We start from the raw sequence: 16,957 nt of genomic DNA on the forward strand, positions 1-16,957 counted from the left end.
TTGGCGCAGATCCGTGTACGAAAAATGAGTGAAAATGCAGCAGCGCTGCACGCAACTGGCGCCCGCCCCAAACGGGGCAGGCGCCAGAAAAGAAAGAGCCCACTGCACGCAGTGGGCCCAAACATCATGCCTGGAGTAACAGACGGTTGATACGGGAGACGAAGCTCGCCGGATCATTGAGCCCGCCCTGCTCGGCCAGCTGAGCCTGTTCGTGCAAGAGGGTGACCCACTCGCCGAACAGTGCCTCGTCCTGGATGGTGTCGAGTTTCTTCACCAGGGCGTGGTCGGGGTTCAGTTCCAGAATGTACTTCTGCTCCGGCACCGGCTGACCGGCGGCGCGCATCAGCTTGATCATCTGGGTGCTCATGCCGTGGGCATCGGTGACGATGCAGGACGGCGAGTCGGTCAGACGGTGGGTGACGCGCACCTCTTTCACCGCCTCGCCCAGGCTCTGCTTGACCCGCTCCACCAGACCGGCGTTGGCCTTCTCGGCCTCTTCCTGTGCCTGTTTGGAGGCTTCGTCTTCCAGATCGCCGAGATCCAGCTCGCCACGGGTGACGGAGACCAGCTGCTTGCCGTCGAACTCGGTCAGGTGGCTCATCAGCCACTCGTCGACCCGCTCCCACATCAGCAGCACTTCGACACCCTTCTTGCGGAAGATCTCGAGGTGCGGGCTGTTCTTGGCGGCAGCGTAGGAGTCGGCGGTGATGTAGTAAATCTTCTGCTGGCCTTCCTTCATGCGGCCAACGTAATCCTCCAGCGACACGGTCTGGGCTTCGCCCTCGCCGGCGGTGCTGGCAAAGCGCAACAGCTTGGCGATCTCTTCGCGGTTGGCGTAATCCTCGGCCGGGCCTTCTTTGAGCACATTGCCGAACTCGCTCCAGAACTTGGCGTACTTCTCGGCATCGTCCTTGGCCAGCTTGGCCAGCATGGTCAGCACGCGCTTGGAGCAGGCCTTGCGCAGGGAGACGGTCACTTTGTTGTCTTGCAGGATCTCGCGGCTGACGTTGAGCGGCAGATCGTTGGAGTCCAGCACCCCTTTGACGAAGCGCAGGTAGGTCGGCATGAACTGCTCGGCGTCATCCATGATGAAGACGCGCTGCACGTAGAGCTTGAGGCCGTGCTTCTGCTCCCGGTTGTAGAGGTCAAACGGTGCGCGGGCCGGCACGTAGAGCAGGCTGGTGTACTCCTGCGCCCCTTCCACCCGGTTGTGACCCCACAAGAGCGGATCTTCGAAGTCGTGGGCGACGTGCTTGTAGAACTCCTGATACTCCTCGTCCTTGATGTCCTTCGGGTTGCGGGTCCACAGCGCAGTGGCGCGGTTGACCTGCTCCCACTCGCCCGGGGTGCCGACGATGGTTTCACCGTCTTCTTCGCCCTCTCCAACACTATCCGGGGTGCCCTCTTTGAACATCTCCACCGGCACGCTGATGTGATCGGAATATTTGCTCACCACGGAGCGCAGACGCCAGTCGTCGAGGAACTCGTCCTCTTCGGCACGCAGGTGCAGGATGACGTCAGTACCGCGACCCTCTTTGGTCACGTCGGCCACGGTGAAGGAGCCTTCCCCTTCCGATTCCCACTGCACGCCCTGGCCCGGTTCTGTACCGGCGGCGCGGGAGACCACGGTCACCTTGTCGGCGACGATGAAGGCGGAGTAGAAGCCCACCCCGAACTGACCGATCAGCTGGGAGTCGCGACCCTGATCACCGGAGAGGTTCTTGAAGAACTCGGCGGTGCCGGATTTCGCGATGGTGCCCAGGTGCTCGATCACCTGATCCCGGGTCATACCGATCCCGTTATCGGAGATGGTCAGGGTCCGTTTTTCTTTATCAACCACCAGGCGAACGCGCAACTGGCCGTCGTTTTCGAACAAAGAGGCATCGGAAAGCGCCTTGAAGCGCAGCTTGTCCGCCGCATCGGAGGCGTTGGAAATAAGCTCGCGCAGGAATACTTCTTTGTTGGAATAGAGGCTGTGGGCCATCAGGCTCAGCAGTTGTTTGACTTCAGTCTGAAACCCGTGGGTTTCGGCATGAACGCTTTGGGTCATCGACACTATCCTCAGGCGATTCGGGTTGAACATATTCCCGATCCAAGATGGGGCCGGCGATCGCCATTTCAAGGGGACAAATACAACGAACGGTGCGAATGGCGATTTTTGCGCCAATCGAGGCTGTGGCCCCATCCTGCGCAAACAAAAAACCCGCCGGGGCGGGTTCTGGTATTGCGGACTGAGTCGCCACGCAGGGCCTGTTAAAGAACAGATGCTGACTCAGTTGAGGGGCTGGCGCTGACTCAGTTGAGGGACTGGCGCTGACTCAGTTGAGGGGCTGGCGCCCCATCAGGGAGTGGGAGAGCGTGGTGCCGTCCACCAGCTCCAGCTCACCCCCCACCGGCACCCCGTGGGCAATCCGGCTCACCTTGACGCCGGCGGCGCGGGCCATGTCGGCGATGTACCAGGCGGTGGCATCCCCCTCGATGGTGGGGTTGGTGGCCAGGATCAGCTCGCTGATGGATTCCTCCTTCAAGCGTCGCTCCAGGATCTCCAGCCCCAGCTCCTCGGGGCCAATGCCGTCCAGCGGCGAGAGGTGGCCCATCAGCACGAAGTAGCGGCCGGAGAACTGGCCGGTCTGCTCGATGGCGGCCACGTCCGCCGGGCTCTCCACCACACACAGCAGGCCGTTCTCTTCGCGCTTGGGATTGGCGCAGATCTCGCAGCGCTCGTTCTCGGTGAAGGTGCGGCAGTGGCTGCAGTGGCCAATCTCGGTGAGGGCGCGAGAGAGCAGCTGGGCCAGCCGCAGGCCGCCGCTGCGCTCACGCTCGAGCAGGGTAAATGCCATGCGCTGGGCCGACTTGGGGCCGACACCCGGCAGCACCTGCAGGGCTTTCATCATCTCATCCAGCAGCGGGCTGAATTTCATGGGCTTGGTATCCTTTGACGCTGTGTCGGCTGCGGCGCCCTGACGGGCAAGGAGCGCGACCGAACCTATCTTGTTGGCGCAGGACTATACCCGAGCCAACCCCGAGCGCCAATGGCCTTGTGCCCTCAGCCCTCTGCCGAAACGGGGGATGACGCCGCGCTTGCCAGCAGGATGCGCTGGCGGCCGCTGTAGATCTCGGCCCGCCCCGGGCGGCAAAAGCCCACTAGGGTGAGCCCGGTCTGCTCGGCCCGCTCCACCGCGAGCTCGGTGGCAGCCGAGATGGCGAGCAAGATCTCCACCCCGGCGCTGGCGCACTTTTGTACCATCTCGAAGCTGGCGCGGCTGGTCACCAGGATGGCGCCGTCGCGCCGTTGGCTTCGCTGCAGGTGCCCCACCAGCTTGTCCAGCGCGATATGGCGCCCCACGTCCTCGCGAATGGCGAGGATGTTGCCCTCGCCGTCCACGTGCACGGCGGCATGGGTCGCCCCCGTGCTCTGCCCCAGCAGCTGAAGCGGGCGCAGCGCCGCCAGCACCTTGTCGATATGACCCACCGCAAAACGCTGGCTGTCGGGCAGCCTTGGCTGGGCGCGCACCACCTGCTCCAGGCTCTCGCTGCCGCAGATGCCGCACCCGGTGCGCCCTGCCAGGGTGCGCCGTTTCTCTTTCAGGCGATGGACGCAGCGATTGGCCAGGGTGATGTGCAGCTCGATGCCGCGGCAGGCGCTCTGCTGCTCGATGTCGTGGATATCGAGCAGGCTGTCGATGATCCCCTCGGAGAGCGAGAAGCCGATGGCGAAATCCTCGAGATCGGCGGCCGAGCACATCATCACGCTGTGGGCGATGCCGTTGTAGACCAGCGCCACCGGAGTTTCGCAGGGCAGCTGCATGGCACTGTCGGTGGTGACGCCGCGCTGATGGTAATGGACCACCTCGCGATGGGCGCTGAGCGCCTGCGGGGTATCGGGGTCGAGTTCAAGCAACATCTGGGGGCCCCTTAGTTGAGGGTGCGGGGATCTTTGGCCGAGATCCCGAGCCGTTTCATTTTCGACAGCAAGGTGGTGCGCTTCATGCCCAGGCGCTGAGCCGCGCCCCGCTCGCCAGCGACGATGCCGTTGCACGCCTTCAGCGCCCGGATGATGCTGACCCGCTCATCCTCACCCTGTGCCTCGTCACCCTGCGGCAAGGCGGGCTGCGGCTCGCGAAACAGCTCCCGGGCCGGCTCGTCATAGACCAGGGTCTCTATCTTGTGAAAGCCCTTGAGGGGCAGCAGCTCGTCCGGCGAGAGGTTGAGCACATGGCCGCGGGTCATCACCACCGCCCGCTCGATGATGTTTTCGAGCTCACGGATGTTGCCGTACCAGGGGAGCGACACCAGCATCTTCATGGCGTCGGCCGGGATGGAGGTGATGGTGCGGCGCATCCGCTTGGCGATCTTCTTGATGAAGAAGTTGACCAAGAGCGGAATATCCTCGCGCCGCTCGCGCAGGGGCGGCAGCTCGATGGGAAAGACGTTGAGGCGGTAATAGAGATCGCTTCTAAAGCGCTTGTTCTTGACCATGGAGAGCAGATCGCAGTTGGTGGCCGCCACCAGCCGCACGTCGATGGCGATGGGATTGCTGTTGCCCACCCGCTCCAGCTCGTGTTCCTGCAAGACCCGCAACAGTTTCGGCTGCAGATCGAGCGGCATGTCCCCCACCTCGTCGAGGAACAGGGTGCCCTTGTGGGCCCGCTCGAAGCGGCCGATGCGTTGAGTCAGCGCCCCGGTGAAGGCTCCCTTCTCGTGGCCGAACAGATCGCTCTCGATAAGGCCGGTGGGGATGGCGGCGCAGTTCACCTTGACCATCTCGTGATCGTAGCGGGCACTCAGGGCGTGAATGGCCTGGGCGATCAGCTCCTTGCCGGTGCCGGTCTCCCCCAGAATGAGCACGGTGCAGTCGCTCTGGGCCACCAGCTTCACCTTCTCCAGCACCTTCTCCATCACGGCGCTCTGGTAGATGATGTGGGCAAAGTCCCCCTGCGGCGCGGGCCCGTCGACCCGAAGGGTCTTCTCCCTGGCGCCGGTGGTGTTGGAGATCTCCTGCTGCGCCTGCACGTTATTCATGGCAATCGCCGTGCGCGCCGCCACTTGTTCGAGCAGCGAGATATCGAGGTCGGCGAAAAAATCCGCCTCGGGGTGAGAGAGGATCAGCACCCCCAGCAGGTTGCCCCGATAGCGCAGCGGCAGGATGCAGGAGCTGTCGGCGTCGGGGGGCAGGATCTGGGAGGTGAAGCGGCAGCTCGACTGGCAGCCGTGACCCTGCTCGCGATAGAGGAAGAAGGGCTCGCTGTGGCCGAGCGCCCCCTGCAGGCAGTTCTTCTCAAAACACGAGTGGTTGATGATGCCGGGCTGTTCGCGCTGCTGCTGATTGACCAGATAGCTCTTGAAGCTGTCGGAGGTGGCGTTGTACTCGGCCAGGCACAGGCTGCTGATGCCAACGTGGTGGTGCAGTATGGTGAACAGGCTCTGGGGCAACTCGGCGATGCGCACTAACTTAATCACCGCGTTGGTCACATCCACCAGGATCTTGCAGCTGTCGCGCTCAAGGCGCAGGGAGTTGGCCTGCTCCAGGGTGCGCTCCTTGTCCAGCACGTTCTCCAGCGCAATGGCGACGATGGCCGCCAGCTGGGTCAGCTTGGCCAGGGTCTCCATCGGGAAGGCGTTGGCCTCACGGCTGATGAACTCCACCCCGCCCAAATGGCTGCGGGCGGTGGTGATGGGCAGCTGGCAGTAGGAGTGCAAACCGTCATAGACCGGGGTGCTCGCCAGCTGTTCGCAGCGGTGGCGAAAGCGGCTTGCCGGCAGCACGATGGCCTGCTCGCGGGAAAAATGGAGATCGGCCTTGCGGCAGATGAGGTGCGCCGGCCCCTGCTCCCCCAGGTAGTAGAAGACCGCCTCCTCCCCCGTCCCCAGGTTGAGGATGAGGTTGACCCGATCCACCTGGCGAAAGCAGGGCTGGATCCGGTTCAGCTTGTGGATGAAATCGTCCAGGGTGACGGCGGAGAGCAGGTTCTTGGAGAGGGAGAGAAAGCCGTCATCCCAGATGGGTGAGATGTCGGTCAACGGAATGGCACTCACATTCAGCATTCAGGCCTCGCATTACATCTAGATGGGTACCCTTGCCGGCCAATTGCAGCACGGCAACAACGGTAAACAATGCATCAGCCATCGCAGTCAGATGTTATAATTAATTTTTAAAAACTTAACGCTTAATTATAAAAACTAACATGCACTGAAATAGCATCGCGCAGATTATCGCAGGATGGCTGGCATAATAAGTTAGCCCCATCCCCATTACAACCAAGCCGGCCCTGGCACATATTACAGCTCCGTCAGCGGATATTTCCCGCAGCGCCCAAATATGGCGTCACTATCGCCGTCATTCGCCGCATATCGCCGCCAACTGGCTCCTCCTCTGCCCCTGTTGCCGCTGTCGCAGGCTCATGAGGAGAGCAGCCGGTAGTTGTGCAGCTTCAACCCGCCGAAGATGAAGGCGGCCGAAAAGAGCTGGAGCCCCAACAATAACCCACTGATATTGTCAGCTATTTCCACCGACACCACCCGATGGGTGAGATAGACCCCGAGCCCCAGCAAACCCGCCAGCAGGCAGTTGACCAGGGTGGTGGAGAGAAAGGCGATGAGCCAGGCCGCCTGCACGCTCAATGCCGCCAGCACGGCGCTCATGGCGATGCGTGCGGCGATAAAACAGCCGAAGAAGGCAAACCCCAGCAGAAATATCAATTCGTCGTGCCATAGAAAACACCCAATCCCTAACAACATCACCAGCAAATAAGCGGAGACATAAAAGATCCCGAACGAAAGATTTAATTCATTTTTCATGATGGACACCTGCCAGCTGAAAAAAGGATGAGCGGATCCGGGCCCTGTATACAGAGCCTGGATCCACTTTATTAACGACGATTACCCTTTGGCGGCGCGGCGCAATTTCGCCTTGAGCGCGCTGTATTCAGTCTGGACGTACACTTCCGCCCCCGGCTGATCCTCGATACGCTCAATTTTCACTGCGCAGTACTTGTACTCCGGCGTGTAGGAGACGGGGTCCACGTGCTCGATGGTGAGCTCGTTGCAGGCCCCGATCCACCACTGGTAGGTCATGTAGACCACCCCGGCGTTGACCCGCTCGTTGTAGTTGGCCCGGGTGATCACCTTACCACGACGCGACGAGATCCAGACCAGCGCCTGATCCTTCACCCCCAGCTTTTGCGCATCACTCGGGTGGATCTGCACATAACCCGGCTCATCGGCCAGGGTCTGCAGCGCCGAGCAGTTGCCGGTCATGGAGCGGCAGGAGTAGTGACCGACTTCGCGCACGGTGGAGAGCACCAGCGGGTACTCGGCACAGGGCTGCTCCAGCGGCGGCCGCCACTCGGAGGCAATCAGCTGGCCCTTGCCGCTCGGGGTGGTGAACACGTTCCCCTCGAACAGGGTGCTGGTGCCCGGGTGATCCTCGGTCGGACAGGGCCACTGCACGCTCTTGAGATCGGCCATCTTGTCATAGCTGACCCCGGCGTAGAGCGGGCAGAGTCCGCGCAGCTCGTCCCAGATCTGCTCGGTGTCGCGATACTCCATGGGATACCCCATGGCGGTCGCCATCAGCGAGAAGATCGCCCAGTCCGGCTTCACGTTCTCGGGGGGAGTGACCGCCTTGTAGAAACGCTGGAAGCCGCGATCCGCCGAGCTGTAGACCCCCTCGTGCTCGCCCCAGCTGGTGGCGGGCAGAATGACGTCGGCCATCTCGGCAGTCTGGGTCATGAAGATATCCTGCACGATCACCAGCTCCATCCCCGCCAAGGTACGGCGGAACTGACCGAGATCTGCCTCGGTCTGGGCCGGATCTTCCCCAAAGATGTAGAAGGCCTTGCACTTGCCCTCCTCCACCTTGTGACCAAGCTCGGTCAGGCGATAACCGGGCTTCTGGGAGAGTGACTCCACACCCCACGCCTTGGCAAACTTGGCGCTGATGGCAGGGTCGCTCACCGACTGATAACCCGGGAACTGGTGGGGCAGCATCCCCATGTCACAGGTGCCCTGCACGTTGTTCTGACCGCGTACCGGCCCGCAGCCGGTGCCACGGCGACCGAAGTTGCCGGTCAGCAGCGCAATCCCCGCCAGCCCCTTGACCACGTCCACCGCCTGGCCGTATTGGGTCACCCCCATGCCCCACAGGATCATGGAAGCAGGCGAAGCGGCATAGGTGCGAATGGCGGCGCGGATATCGGCGGCTTTGAGGCCGGTGATCCCCTCCACATATTCCGGGGTGTACTTGGCCACCGTGGCCTTGAAGGTGTCGAACCCTTCGGTGTAGTTGGCGACGAACGCCTTGTTGTAGAGCCCTTCATTGATCAAGACGTTGGCGAAGGCGTTGACCAGCGCCATATTGGAACCGTTTTTGAGCGGCAGCCACTGATCGGCGATGCGGGCGGTCTCCACCATGCGGGGATCACACACAATCACCTTGGCCCCGTTTGCCTTCGCCTTGAGGATATGGCGGGCGACGATGGGGTGAGAGTCAGCAGCGTTGTAACCAAACACCAGCAGGCACTTGGTCTCTTGAATTTCGGGAATGGCGTTGCTCATGGCGCCGTTGCCTACAGTTGTCTCCAGACCGGAGACTGAGGGTGCGTGTCACACCCTCGCGCAGTGATCGACGTTGTTCGTCCCAAGCACAGCGCGGGCAAATTTCTGCATCACATAGTTGGCTTCATTGCCGGGGCCACGGGCAGAGCCGGTGGTCATGATGGCGTCCGGGCCATATTTCGCCTTGATGGCAACCAGACGGCTACTGGCGAACTCGATGGCTTCATCCCAGGAGACGGCTTCGAGCTTGCCACCGCGCTCGCGGCGGATCATCGGGCTCTTGAGACGGGGGGTCAGCAGGTTGGTGTCGTTCAAGAAATCCCAACCGTAATAGCCCTTGAGGCAGAGCTGCCCCTCGTTGGTCCGGCCGTTGGCGCCTTCGGCCCCCACCACCTTGTCGTTTTCAACCAGCAGGTTGATCTTGCAACCGGTGCCGCAATAGGGGCACACGGTAATGACTTTTTTCATGACTCACACTCTTGTTTGTTAACGAAAAACGGCTCGGCGAGCCCGCTCACACCCGCGCCGGCATCGCCAGCAGGGCCTCGGCACTGGCCAGCTGCTTCTGCCGGTTCAGGGTGTCAAGATGCGCCGGCGTAACCAGCCGCAGCGCCTGGGTCGGGCACACCTCGACACAGGCCGGGCCCGCCTCGCGGTGCTGGCAGAGATCGCACTTGAGCGCCTGCGCCTTGGTCTGCGGCCGCTTGAAGAGCGAATCGGCCGTGGGGGCCACCTCTTTCACTACCACTGCCATGGCACCGTAAGGACAGGCCACCACGCAAGACTTGCAGCCGATGCAGCGCGCCTGCAGCACCTTGACGCAGCCATCCTCGGTGACGATGGCGTTGTTGGGGCAGGCCATGGCACAGGGCTTGTCTTCACACTGGCGGCAGAGCACCGGTGTAGTCACCTTGCTGCCCACGATCACCTTCAGGCGCGGCTGAAAATGGCTGTCCTTGGAGACCAGATGTCCATCCTCGATGGCAAGATGCAGACCGCCCTCCCGCTCAAGGGTCCCGCTGCAGGACCCTGACTGGTGTGAAACGGCGCAGGCCACCTCACAGGTACGACACCCAATACAGAGACTGGGATCTGCAATCACGAAGCTGTTCATAGAGAGGGATCCTAAATGGTTCGTTACACCCGACCGCCCTCACCCACCTGGCAGGCGACAACACGGTCTGTCCCCACAAAGCATTTATCAGACCAACACCGCTAGATGGCCAGTCATAAAATCACAACCATATGAAAATAAAAAGATAATCTGGACAATAAAGGCGGCATTAGCCGTCACTGACGAGGGTGACGAAGGGGCCGGCCCCCTGCTTGACATGACAAAAGTGACGAGGTCGACACTGGCTGGCAGCCCCTGCCCCAACCACTTTACGGAGCAGATCAGAGGGATTTAAAGCAAGGATCGGACACCATAAACCACGCAAGCAAAGGGACGAAATCCGGGGAGGCAAGCCAAGAGCCAAAAATGGGATGGGCAGCATACAAAAGCAGCTAGGGAGAGCGGCAAGTTGTTTGGTTTTGTTATCGGGCTGGTAAGTCATCATCAAGCCAAACCGAAAAAAATAGGTCACTTATTGACTTATTTTTTGAGCTAGAGCCGGTTTTGGCCCCCTGCTCCTTTAGCTTTTCACTTGGCCGGTTACTATGGCAGACTTGGTAACCCGTTCCATCAAGTAATAAGAGTTAAGAAATAGAAAATTGTAGGCTAGGTTTGAACTATCTAATTATTCTATTTTATCACGCCTAGTTTTATCTTCATCACATTTGGGAGAAATCTCAGTTGGGAAAAAAGAAACATAAAAAAGTCAAATACAACGTGGTTAAAACTCTAAGTCATCAGTCGTTTCCTTTAAAGTATGAAGATTTAACTAGGCGCCTCTATAATAAGGCGTGTCAGGGTTCGCGTCATCTATGGGAAAAGATACCCAACATGGATGTACTAAGGAAAGATGAAGAACTTAGAGAACAATTCTACATTTCTGCCAACCAAGGAATGATGTCAGCTCAAGATGATATTGTCGACATTGTTCTAAGCGGAGAAAAACTCGATTTATCTAAAGAGCTAATAATTCGAGGGATCGCGGATGCAATAGCATGGCAGATATTGGGAAATCAGCTCGCTTATGCAAGGAGATTTTTCAAAGCCATACCTCAGCCAGATCTATACAACAGTAATTTTAAGTCGGTGGTATTAGCCGCCAAGGAATCATTAAAAAACAAACCAAATACCGTATCATTAATATCTGATTTGACCTCATTTATACAAATTGGAGATTTACTCGAATACGATCCTAAAAAAGGGCTAACAATAGTCGAAGTTAAAGAGGGGGAGATGAACGCTAAAATTGGTGATTTTATGGACTTCTATATACATTCTCAATGTGATCAGGCGCTACACTACTTTGCTCAACAAGAGGGTGAGCAAGCGATTAAACAACTTCAGCGCATGTCTCGTCAAATGAATAGAATGTTATATGTTACATCAGTCCTCAGCACTGGAAATGGTGTCGACCCAGATACAAATGAACAAGTGAAAATTCCGGAGCCGTTCTTCCCTATTGAAACTTGGGATAGCCAACTTACTCATACCTTAAATAAAGCACATGACAAAGGATGGGCTATCGATATCATTGATAACTGCTTATTTTTAGGTGTATACGCATCAGAAGAGATGCGTATTGGGGGACACATCATATTTAATCACTGGTTTGATAGCTCGGGTGGAACACCTGAATGTCCAAGAAGACGATTAATTGACTGTATGTATAGCCCTTTAGCACTTCCAATATTTAGCCGAGATATCCCCGATGAGTACAAATTTGATGTACTGTTTGGACGAAAACAAGTTTGCATGGGAATATGTGTTGGAGCATTGCTCGATGAATGTAAAAAACTTGGTTTCTCCATACGGTTTGCAACAAATAAAGAGCAAGGCCTATTAGACAAGACTGGGAGAAGACAATATAAACAAAACGGAAAGTCAATCTTTATTGGCGATGGCAAAAAGGAAATGGTTTTAATGGACGGCATTTTTTTACGTATCATGTTTCATGGACAAACACCTATGTCTGTAATTAAAACTATGATAGATAACATTGAAGGACCGAAATAGTCAGGGAGGGAGTAATAAGCGCAGCGCATTGCACCTCTTGCCTCTTTTAATACTTGGTGCAATTCACTTCGTTCATTGCACCCTACTTGCTGTCTCTTGATAAATAAAGACTCCATTGCAGCCTTACCCCCTCTCTTTTACTGCCAGAGCCCCTCTTTATTGGTCAGCATTTTATCGTTTATTTTTCAGCCAGCTTGATGCAAAACGCTGGCAAAAATGGATAGCCAGCTAAAACAATCACTTGCCAGGGTCTCGGCGGGGTATTTCAATCAACGGCCAATTAATAATTTCGTTAGTCACCCCTTTTTGATTATTTATACCTGAGCATAAACCTACGACGGGTGTGTCATTATACCCTTAACGGCAGATGAACAGACTGTGTCCCATGATGAGCCTCTTTATATCCAGTTAGCTCCCTTTCCCATCGCAATCCATTAATGCGTTCCTGCGGCACCTGCCGCACGCCCGATAGACGGGGGCGGCCCGTGCTGGCCAATCGTCACCCTCAAACTGACAGACAACTTCATGAACGGTAATCACAAACAAGCCCTGTCCGGCGTTACGCTGGCGGCGATCGGCGTGGTCTATGGCGACATCGGCACCAGCCCGCTCTATACCCTGCGCGAGTGCCTCTCCGGCCAGTTCGGTTTCGGGGTGGAGCCCGCCTCCATCCTGGGCTTTCTTTCACTGATCTTCTGGCTGCTGATCCTGGTGGTCTCGGTCAAGTACCTCTCCTTCGTGATGCGGGCCGACAACGCCGGCGAAGGGGGCATCCTCACTCTGATGTCGCTGGCCACCCGCAACACCCCGGCCAGGTGGACCCCCTTGCTGATCATCCTGGGGCTGATTGGCGGCAGCTTCTTCTATGGCGAGGTGGTGATCACCCCGGCCATGTCGGTGATGTCGGCCATCGAGGGCTTGAACATCGCCGCCCCCTCCCTCGACCCTTATATAGTGCCGCTCTCGGTGCTGGTGCTGACCCTGCTTTTCGCCATCCAGAAACACGGCACCGCCACCGTGGGCAAGCTGTTCGCCCCCATCATGCTCACCTGGTTCATCACCCTGGCGGTGCTGGGCCTGAACAGCATCTTCCAGCACCCCGAGGTGCTGGGGGCACTCAACCCCGTCTGGGCGCTGCGCTTTTTTGCCAAGTACCAGACCGCCTCCTTCTTTGCCCTCGGCGCCGTGGTGCTGGCCATCACCGGGGTGGAGGCGCTCTACGCCGACATGGGCCACTTTGGCAAGAGCCCGATCCGGCGCGCCTGGTTTATGGTGGTGCTGCCCTCCCTGGTGCTCAACTACTTCGGCCAGGGGGCGCTGCTGCTGGCCCATCCCGAGGCCATCACCAACCCCTTCTTCCTGCTCGCACCGAAATGGGCACTGCTGCCGCTGCTGCTCTTGGCGACCCTGGCGACGGTGATCGCCTCCCAGGCCGTGATCTCCGGGGTCTTTTCGCTCACCCGGCAGGCGGTGCGGCTCGGTTATCTCTCACCCATCCGCATCGTGCACACCTCCGAGCAGGAGTCCGGCCAGATCTATATTCCGGTCATCAACTGGATGCTCTATATCTCGGTGGTGATCGTCATCATGAGCTTCGAGCACTCCAGTAATCTGGCGGCGGCCTACGGCATCGCCGTCACCGGCACCATGGTGCTGACCTCCATCCTCTCCTGCTCGGTGGCCCGCCACAGCTGGCACTGGAACAAGTACCTGGTGGCCGCCCTGTTTATCGCGCTGCTGGCCATCGATGTGCCGCTGTTTGCCGCCAACCTCGCCAAGATCTTCTCCGGCGGCTGGCTGCCGCTCACTCTGGGGGCGGTGATGTTCACCGTGATGACCAGCTGGAAGAGCGAGCGTTTCCAGCTTATTCGTCGCCTCAACGAGCACGGCAACTCGCTGGAGCCGATGATCGCCTCGCTGGAAAAATCCCCGCCGACCCGGGTGGCCGGCACTGCGGTCTATATGTCGCGGGTGGTCAATGTGATCCCCCACGCGCTATTGCACAACCTCAAGCACAACAAGGTGCTGCACGAGCGGATCATCCTGCTCACCCTGCGGGTGGAAGAGGTGCCCTACGTTCACAACGTGCGCCGGGTCTGCATCGAGCAGCTCTCCCCCACCTTCTGGCGGGTGGTGGCAAGCTACGGCTGGCGCGAGACCCCCAACGTGGAGGAGATCTTCCACCGCTGCAACGCCGAGGGGCTGAGCTGCCGGATGATGGAGACCTCCTTCTTCATGGCCCACGAGTCGCTGATCATGAAGGAGCGCCCCTGGTACCTCTATCTGCGCGGCAAGCTCTTTATGCTGCTGCAGCGCAACGCCCTGCGCGCCCCGGATCAGTTCGAGATCCCGCCCAACCGGGTCGTTGAGCTGGGCTCCCAGGTGGATATCTGATGGCGTGAGTTGCGCTAAAGAGGGAGGGAGGCATTGGCCTCCCTCTCTCTTTTTACCGTTAATCCCAATGACCGCCCCTCATCCCCAGCCCTTCTCCCGCAAGGGGAGAAGGGAGCAGATCACGGCGCCCCCCACAGACATCCCACCGTAGGGTGCAACAAGCGCAGCGCCGTGCACCACGAACATATTTTGATAGCGGTGCAATTCACTTCGTTCTTTGCACCCTACTCCCGGCATGCTGCCGATATGTTTCCGTTCTCGTGCGTCCGATTACGCTTCGCTAATCGAACCTACGGTTTCAAGACAGACGCTCTCTATCCGAACAGACTCGCCGCCGTAGGGTGCAACAAGCGCAGCGCCGTGCACCGCGACCATATGGCTGACTTTCCCTCATCCCCGGCCCTCCTGGTGCAAACCATGGCAAGCTGAGGGTGGCGTCAGCTCAAATCATGCAATGCCTTGCCAAGCGGCGGGGAGAGGCGAATATCGGAGAAGGTGACCGCCAGCCCCTCCCGCTCCGGCGTGCAGCACATGATGCCGATGAAGTGGCGGGGGCCGGCCACAAAGGGACACAGGCGCAACAGGGGCCAGTGCTGCTTGTCGCAGGAATATTGCAGACGCAAGGCGCCGTTGACCAGGGTCAGGCGCAGCCAGAAGCGGCGGGCATCGCCCGGGAAGAGCCCGGTTGCCCAGTCGGAATGGGGATGGGTCAGCACGCTGCCTATCATGGGCTGGGCATCGTTGAACTCGATACCCGCCTTCAGCCAGTGCTGCTCGCTGTGGATCAGCATCAGACCGGCCTGGTCATACAGGGTGGTGTAATCCCCCTCCACACACACCTGAAACGTGAAGTCCCCCTCCACCTCGCAGCCGTAGACGTGGCCTGAATGGCGTTCAAAACCGTACCAGGTGCGTTGCCAAAAATCGCTCCGATGGTCGGTCACCACCCGCACGCGGTCGCCATCCAGCTGCCAGCTGGCCGGCTCGTTGAGCCAGGACCATGATTTGAGTTCCTTGTTCATAGGCGTTATCTCCTCAGCAATCTATTCGGGGCATCCACCCAGCCGGAGCCGGCGGGCACAGAGAAACAGCGCGCAAGAGAGCGCCGTGATGCAGGCAAACGCCCCCATCAATGAGAACAGGTGGGCAAGCCCCCCTATCATGGCCGGCCCCATCAGAATGCCGGAATAACCCATGGTCGATACGGCGGCCACCGCCAATGCATCCGGCATGGCCTGCTGGCGCCCCGTGGCGGTGAACAGCATGGGCGCTATGTTGGCAAGACCGAAACCTGTCAACAAGAAGGCGCAAGCCAGCCCCCATAGTGACGCACCGAGCACCAGCATGGCAAAGCCGCAGGTGGCCAAGAGGGCGCTGGCGACAAACACCCGCCGCTGCCCGAACCTGCCAATCAGGCGATCGCCGGTAAAGCGGCCAATGGTCATGGTGATGGCAAACAGGGTATACCCTATCCCCGCCTGGCTGGCATGGATATCCGGCAGACCCAGCAGCAGGATCCCGCTCCAGTCGAGCATGGCGCCCTCCATGATGTAGGCGATAAAGCACAGGGCCCCCAGCATGATGACGCTGCCATGGGGCAGCGCAAAAAACGGGGTATCCCGCGGCTGTGACTCATTCAACAGCCCCGGCCAGGCCGACAGCATGAGTAGCAGCAACAGCGCCTGCACCATGAAGATCACATGGAGGGGCGACACCCCGGATGCCAGCAGCGCACTGGCTACGCCGGCCCCCATAATGCCGCCCAGACTGAACAGGGCATGAAAGCCGGACATGATGGGCTTTTTGGCCCGTTTTTCCGTGATGACCGCATGAATATTGACCACGACATCCATGGCACCGACCCCTGCCCCAAACACGAACAACGCCAGCGCCATCGGCAACATCTGCTCCAACAGCACCAGTGCGGGCATGGTGAGCAGCACCACCAGCAGAGCGGAGGTAAAGACGCGCCGGCAGCCGTAGCGCGCCGCCAGCAGACCCGACAACGGCATCATCAGCAAAGAGCCGAGGCCAAAGGCCAGCAAGATGGCCCCCATGGCACCGTGATCGACATGGAGCCGCTCTTTGGCGAGCGGGATCAAGGGGGCCCATGTGGCCAGGCTGAAACCGGCTATGAAAAAGGCTTTTCGGGTGGCCTGGATGGGCTGCTGGATCAACACCGGCATGGTTAGTTCTGACATGATTGACTTCCTAACATGCTCCCTGCTGACAGGGAGCAAAGATTCAGAGGGCGGGACACAGTGCGGCAAAGGGAGCAATATCGCCCAGCCGCTCGATGGTGGCGGTGGCATCCCGGTAGTGCTGCTGCTCTGACAACCCGTGGGGCCAGCCATACACGGCGGCGATCCCCGCCCGTGTTGCCGCCAGTACCCCGAGGTCGGTGTCTTCCACCACGATCACGCGATCCCCCCTTGCCTCCAGGATGTCGAGCATGGCCAGATAGGGATCGGGACTGGGCTTGGTCCGCAACACGTCATCACCGGAGATCAGCCTGGGGGGATCCTGCAAACCAAGCAGCGCGATATTGGCCAGACAGATATCCCGGGGGGCCGTCGAGACGAACCCGAACGGGATCCCGGCCACTTGCAAGGCGTCGATCAAGGCTCGGACACCGGGGCGAAGGTACGCCTCGCTCAGCTGCGCCTTGTAGGTTGCCACCGTCTTCGCCGTGATGTCGGCCTGCTGCTCCCGTGGCACCCTCATATGCTCAAGCGTCTCCTCCAGACTCAAGCCGATCAGCTGTTGCGGCTGGTAATAACAGGCATGCTCTGGCGCAAGATGGCGCAGCACATCGAAGTGAAGCTGCTCGCTGTCGACGATCACCCCGTCGATATCAAAAATAACAGTCATGGACTGCAT

12 protein-coding genes are annotated in these 16,957 nt (G+C 59.2%); 2 read left to right on the top strand and 10 right to left on the bottom strand.

The genetic code is table 11. The annotated features are described in order from the left end of the window. Nucleotides 1-124 precede the first annotated feature (124 nt). From htpG to AB5Y95_RS10015, 7 genes are all read right to left on the bottom strand, one after another. Nucleotides 125-2,050 (bottom strand): molecular chaperone HtpG, encoded by a 1,926-nt coding sequence (gene htpG, locus AB5Y95_RS09985; protein ID WP_368160826.1) that lies wholly within the window; start codon nt 2,048-2,050, stop codon nt 125-127. Nucleotides 2,051-2,318: 268 nt separating this feature from the next. Further along, nucleotides 2,319-2,921 carry a recombination mediator RecR gene (gene recR / locus AB5Y95_RS09990; RefSeq protein WP_017778912.1) on the bottom strand — a complete coding sequence of 201 codons (603 nt, stop codon included), beginning with the start codon at nt 2,919-2,921 and terminating at the stop codon, nt 2,319-2,321. 125 nt (nt 2,922-3,046) lie between these two features. Continuing rightward, on the bottom strand, nt 3,047-3,904 hold the full coding sequence (gene fdhD / locus AB5Y95_RS09995; protein ID WP_017784686.1) for a formate dehydrogenase accessory sulfurtransferase FdhD: 858 nt from the start codon (nt 3,902-3,904) through the stop codon (nt 3,047-3,049). Nucleotides 3,905-3,915: 11 nt separating this feature from the next. Continuing rightward, entirely contained in the window at nt 3,916-6,045 is a 2,130-nt protein-coding gene (locus AB5Y95_RS10000) for a sigma 54-interacting transcriptional regulator (protein WP_368160828.1), read from the bottom strand. 354 nt (nt 6,046-6,399) lie between these two features. Beyond that, on the bottom strand, nt 6,400-6,798 hold the full coding sequence (locus AB5Y95_RS10005; protein ID WP_139389600.1) for a hypothetical protein: 399 nt from the start codon (nt 6,796-6,798) through the stop codon (nt 6,400-6,402). An 81-nt stretch (nt 6,799-6,879) separates the two neighbouring features. Beyond that, on the bottom strand, nt 6,880-9,024 hold the full coding sequence (gene fdhF, locus AB5Y95_RS10010) for a formate dehydrogenase subunit alpha (RefSeq protein WP_368160830.1): 2,145 nt from the start codon (nt 9,022-9,024) through the stop codon (nt 6,880-6,882). A gap of 46 nt (nt 9,025-9,070) precedes the next feature. Further along, a complete protein-coding gene (locus tag AB5Y95_RS10015; RefSeq protein WP_005301859.1) occupies nt 9,071-9,670 on the bottom strand; it encodes a 4Fe-4S binding protein in 600 nt (199 codons plus the stop codon). A gap of 831 nt (nt 9,671-10,501) precedes the next feature. Between AB5Y95_RS10015 and AB5Y95_RS10020 the strand changes: the two genes are divergently transcribed. After that, complete coding sequence (locus tag AB5Y95_RS10020; protein ID WP_368160832.1) at nt 10,502-11,683, top strand: hypothetical protein; 1,182 nt, start codon at nt 10,502-10,504, stop codon at nt 11,681-11,683. 525 nt (nt 11,684-12,208) lie between these two features. Next, on the top strand, nt 12,209-14,077 hold the full coding sequence (gene kup, locus AB5Y95_RS10025; RefSeq protein WP_368160834.1) for a low affinity potassium transporter Kup: 1,869 nt from the start codon (nt 12,209-12,211) through the stop codon (nt 14,075-14,077). Nucleotides 14,078-14,514: 437 nt separating this feature from the next. On the opposite strand, the gene AB5Y95_RS10030 is transcribed toward kup, so the two are convergent. The 3 genes from AB5Y95_RS10030 to AB5Y95_RS10040 are packed head-to-tail and all read right to left on the bottom strand — an operon-like array spanning nt 14,515 to nt 16,957. Further along, nucleotides 14,515-15,099 carry a DUF1349 domain-containing protein gene (locus AB5Y95_RS10030; protein WP_017784124.1) on the bottom strand — a complete coding sequence of 195 codons (585 nt, stop codon included), beginning with the start codon at nt 15,097-15,099 and terminating at the stop codon, nt 14,515-14,517. A 21-nt stretch (nt 15,100-15,120) separates the two neighbouring features. Next, the gene (locus AB5Y95_RS10035) at nt 15,121-16,278 is read right to left on the bottom strand and encodes an MFS transporter (protein WP_368160836.1); all 1,158 of its coding nucleotides are present in this window, start codon (nt 16,276-16,278) and stop codon (nt 15,121-15,123) included. 43 nt (nt 16,279-16,321) lie between these two features. Further along, a complete protein-coding gene (locus AB5Y95_RS10040) occupies nt 16,322-16,957 on the bottom strand; it encodes an HAD family phosphatase (protein ID WP_017786842.1) in 636 nt (211 codons plus the stop codon).

Origin of the sequence: Aeromonas sp. R5-3 (assembly GCF_040908225.1) — a bacterium.
Classification (GTDB): domain Bacteria; phylum Pseudomonadota; class Gammaproteobacteria; order Enterobacterales; family Aeromonadaceae; genus Aeromonas; species Aeromonas dhakensis.

Bases quoted from the DNA above. Each gene is read 5' to 3' on its own strand.
- AB5Y95_RS10000 (WP_368160828.1), bottom strand. From the start codon at position 6,045: ATGCTGAATGTGAGTGCCATTCCGTTGACCGACATCTCACCCATCTGG.
- htpG (WP_368160826.1), bottom strand. From the start codon at position 2,050: ATGACCCAAAGCGTTCATGCCGAAACCCACGGGTTTCAGACTGAAGTC.
- kup (WP_368160834.1), top strand. From the start codon at position 12,209: ATGAACGGTAATCACAAACAAGCCCTGTCCGGCGTTACGCTGGCGGCG.
- AB5Y95_RS10020 (WP_368160832.1), top strand. From the start codon at position 10,502: ATGGATGTACTAAGGAAAGATGAAGAACTTAGAGAACAATTCTACATT.
- AB5Y95_RS10035 (WP_368160836.1), bottom strand. From the start codon at position 16,278: ATGTCAGAACTAACCATGCCGGTGTTGATCCAGCAGCCCATCCAGGCC.
- AB5Y95_RS10015 (WP_005301859.1), bottom strand. From the start codon at position 9,670: ATGAACAGCTTCGTGATTGCAGATCCCAGTCTCTGTATTGGGTGTCGT.
- recR (WP_017778912.1), bottom strand. From the start codon at position 2,921: ATGAAATTCAGCCCGCTGCTGGATGAGATGATGAAAGCCCTGCAGGTG.
- AB5Y95_RS10030 (WP_017784124.1), bottom strand. From the start codon at position 15,099: ATGAACAAGGAACTCAAATCATGGTCCTGGCTCAACGAGCCGGCCAGC.
- fdhD (WP_017784686.1), bottom strand. From the start codon at position 3,904: ATGTTGCTTGAACTCGACCCCGATACCCCGCAGGCGCTCAGCGCCCAT.
- AB5Y95_RS10040 (WP_017786842.1), bottom strand. From the start codon at position 16,957: ATGCAGTCCATGACTGTTATTTTTGATATCGACGGGGTGATCGTCGAC.
- AB5Y95_RS10005 (WP_139389600.1), bottom strand. From the start codon at position 6,798: ATGAAAAATGAATTAAATCTTTCGTTCGGGATCTTTTATGTCTCCGCT.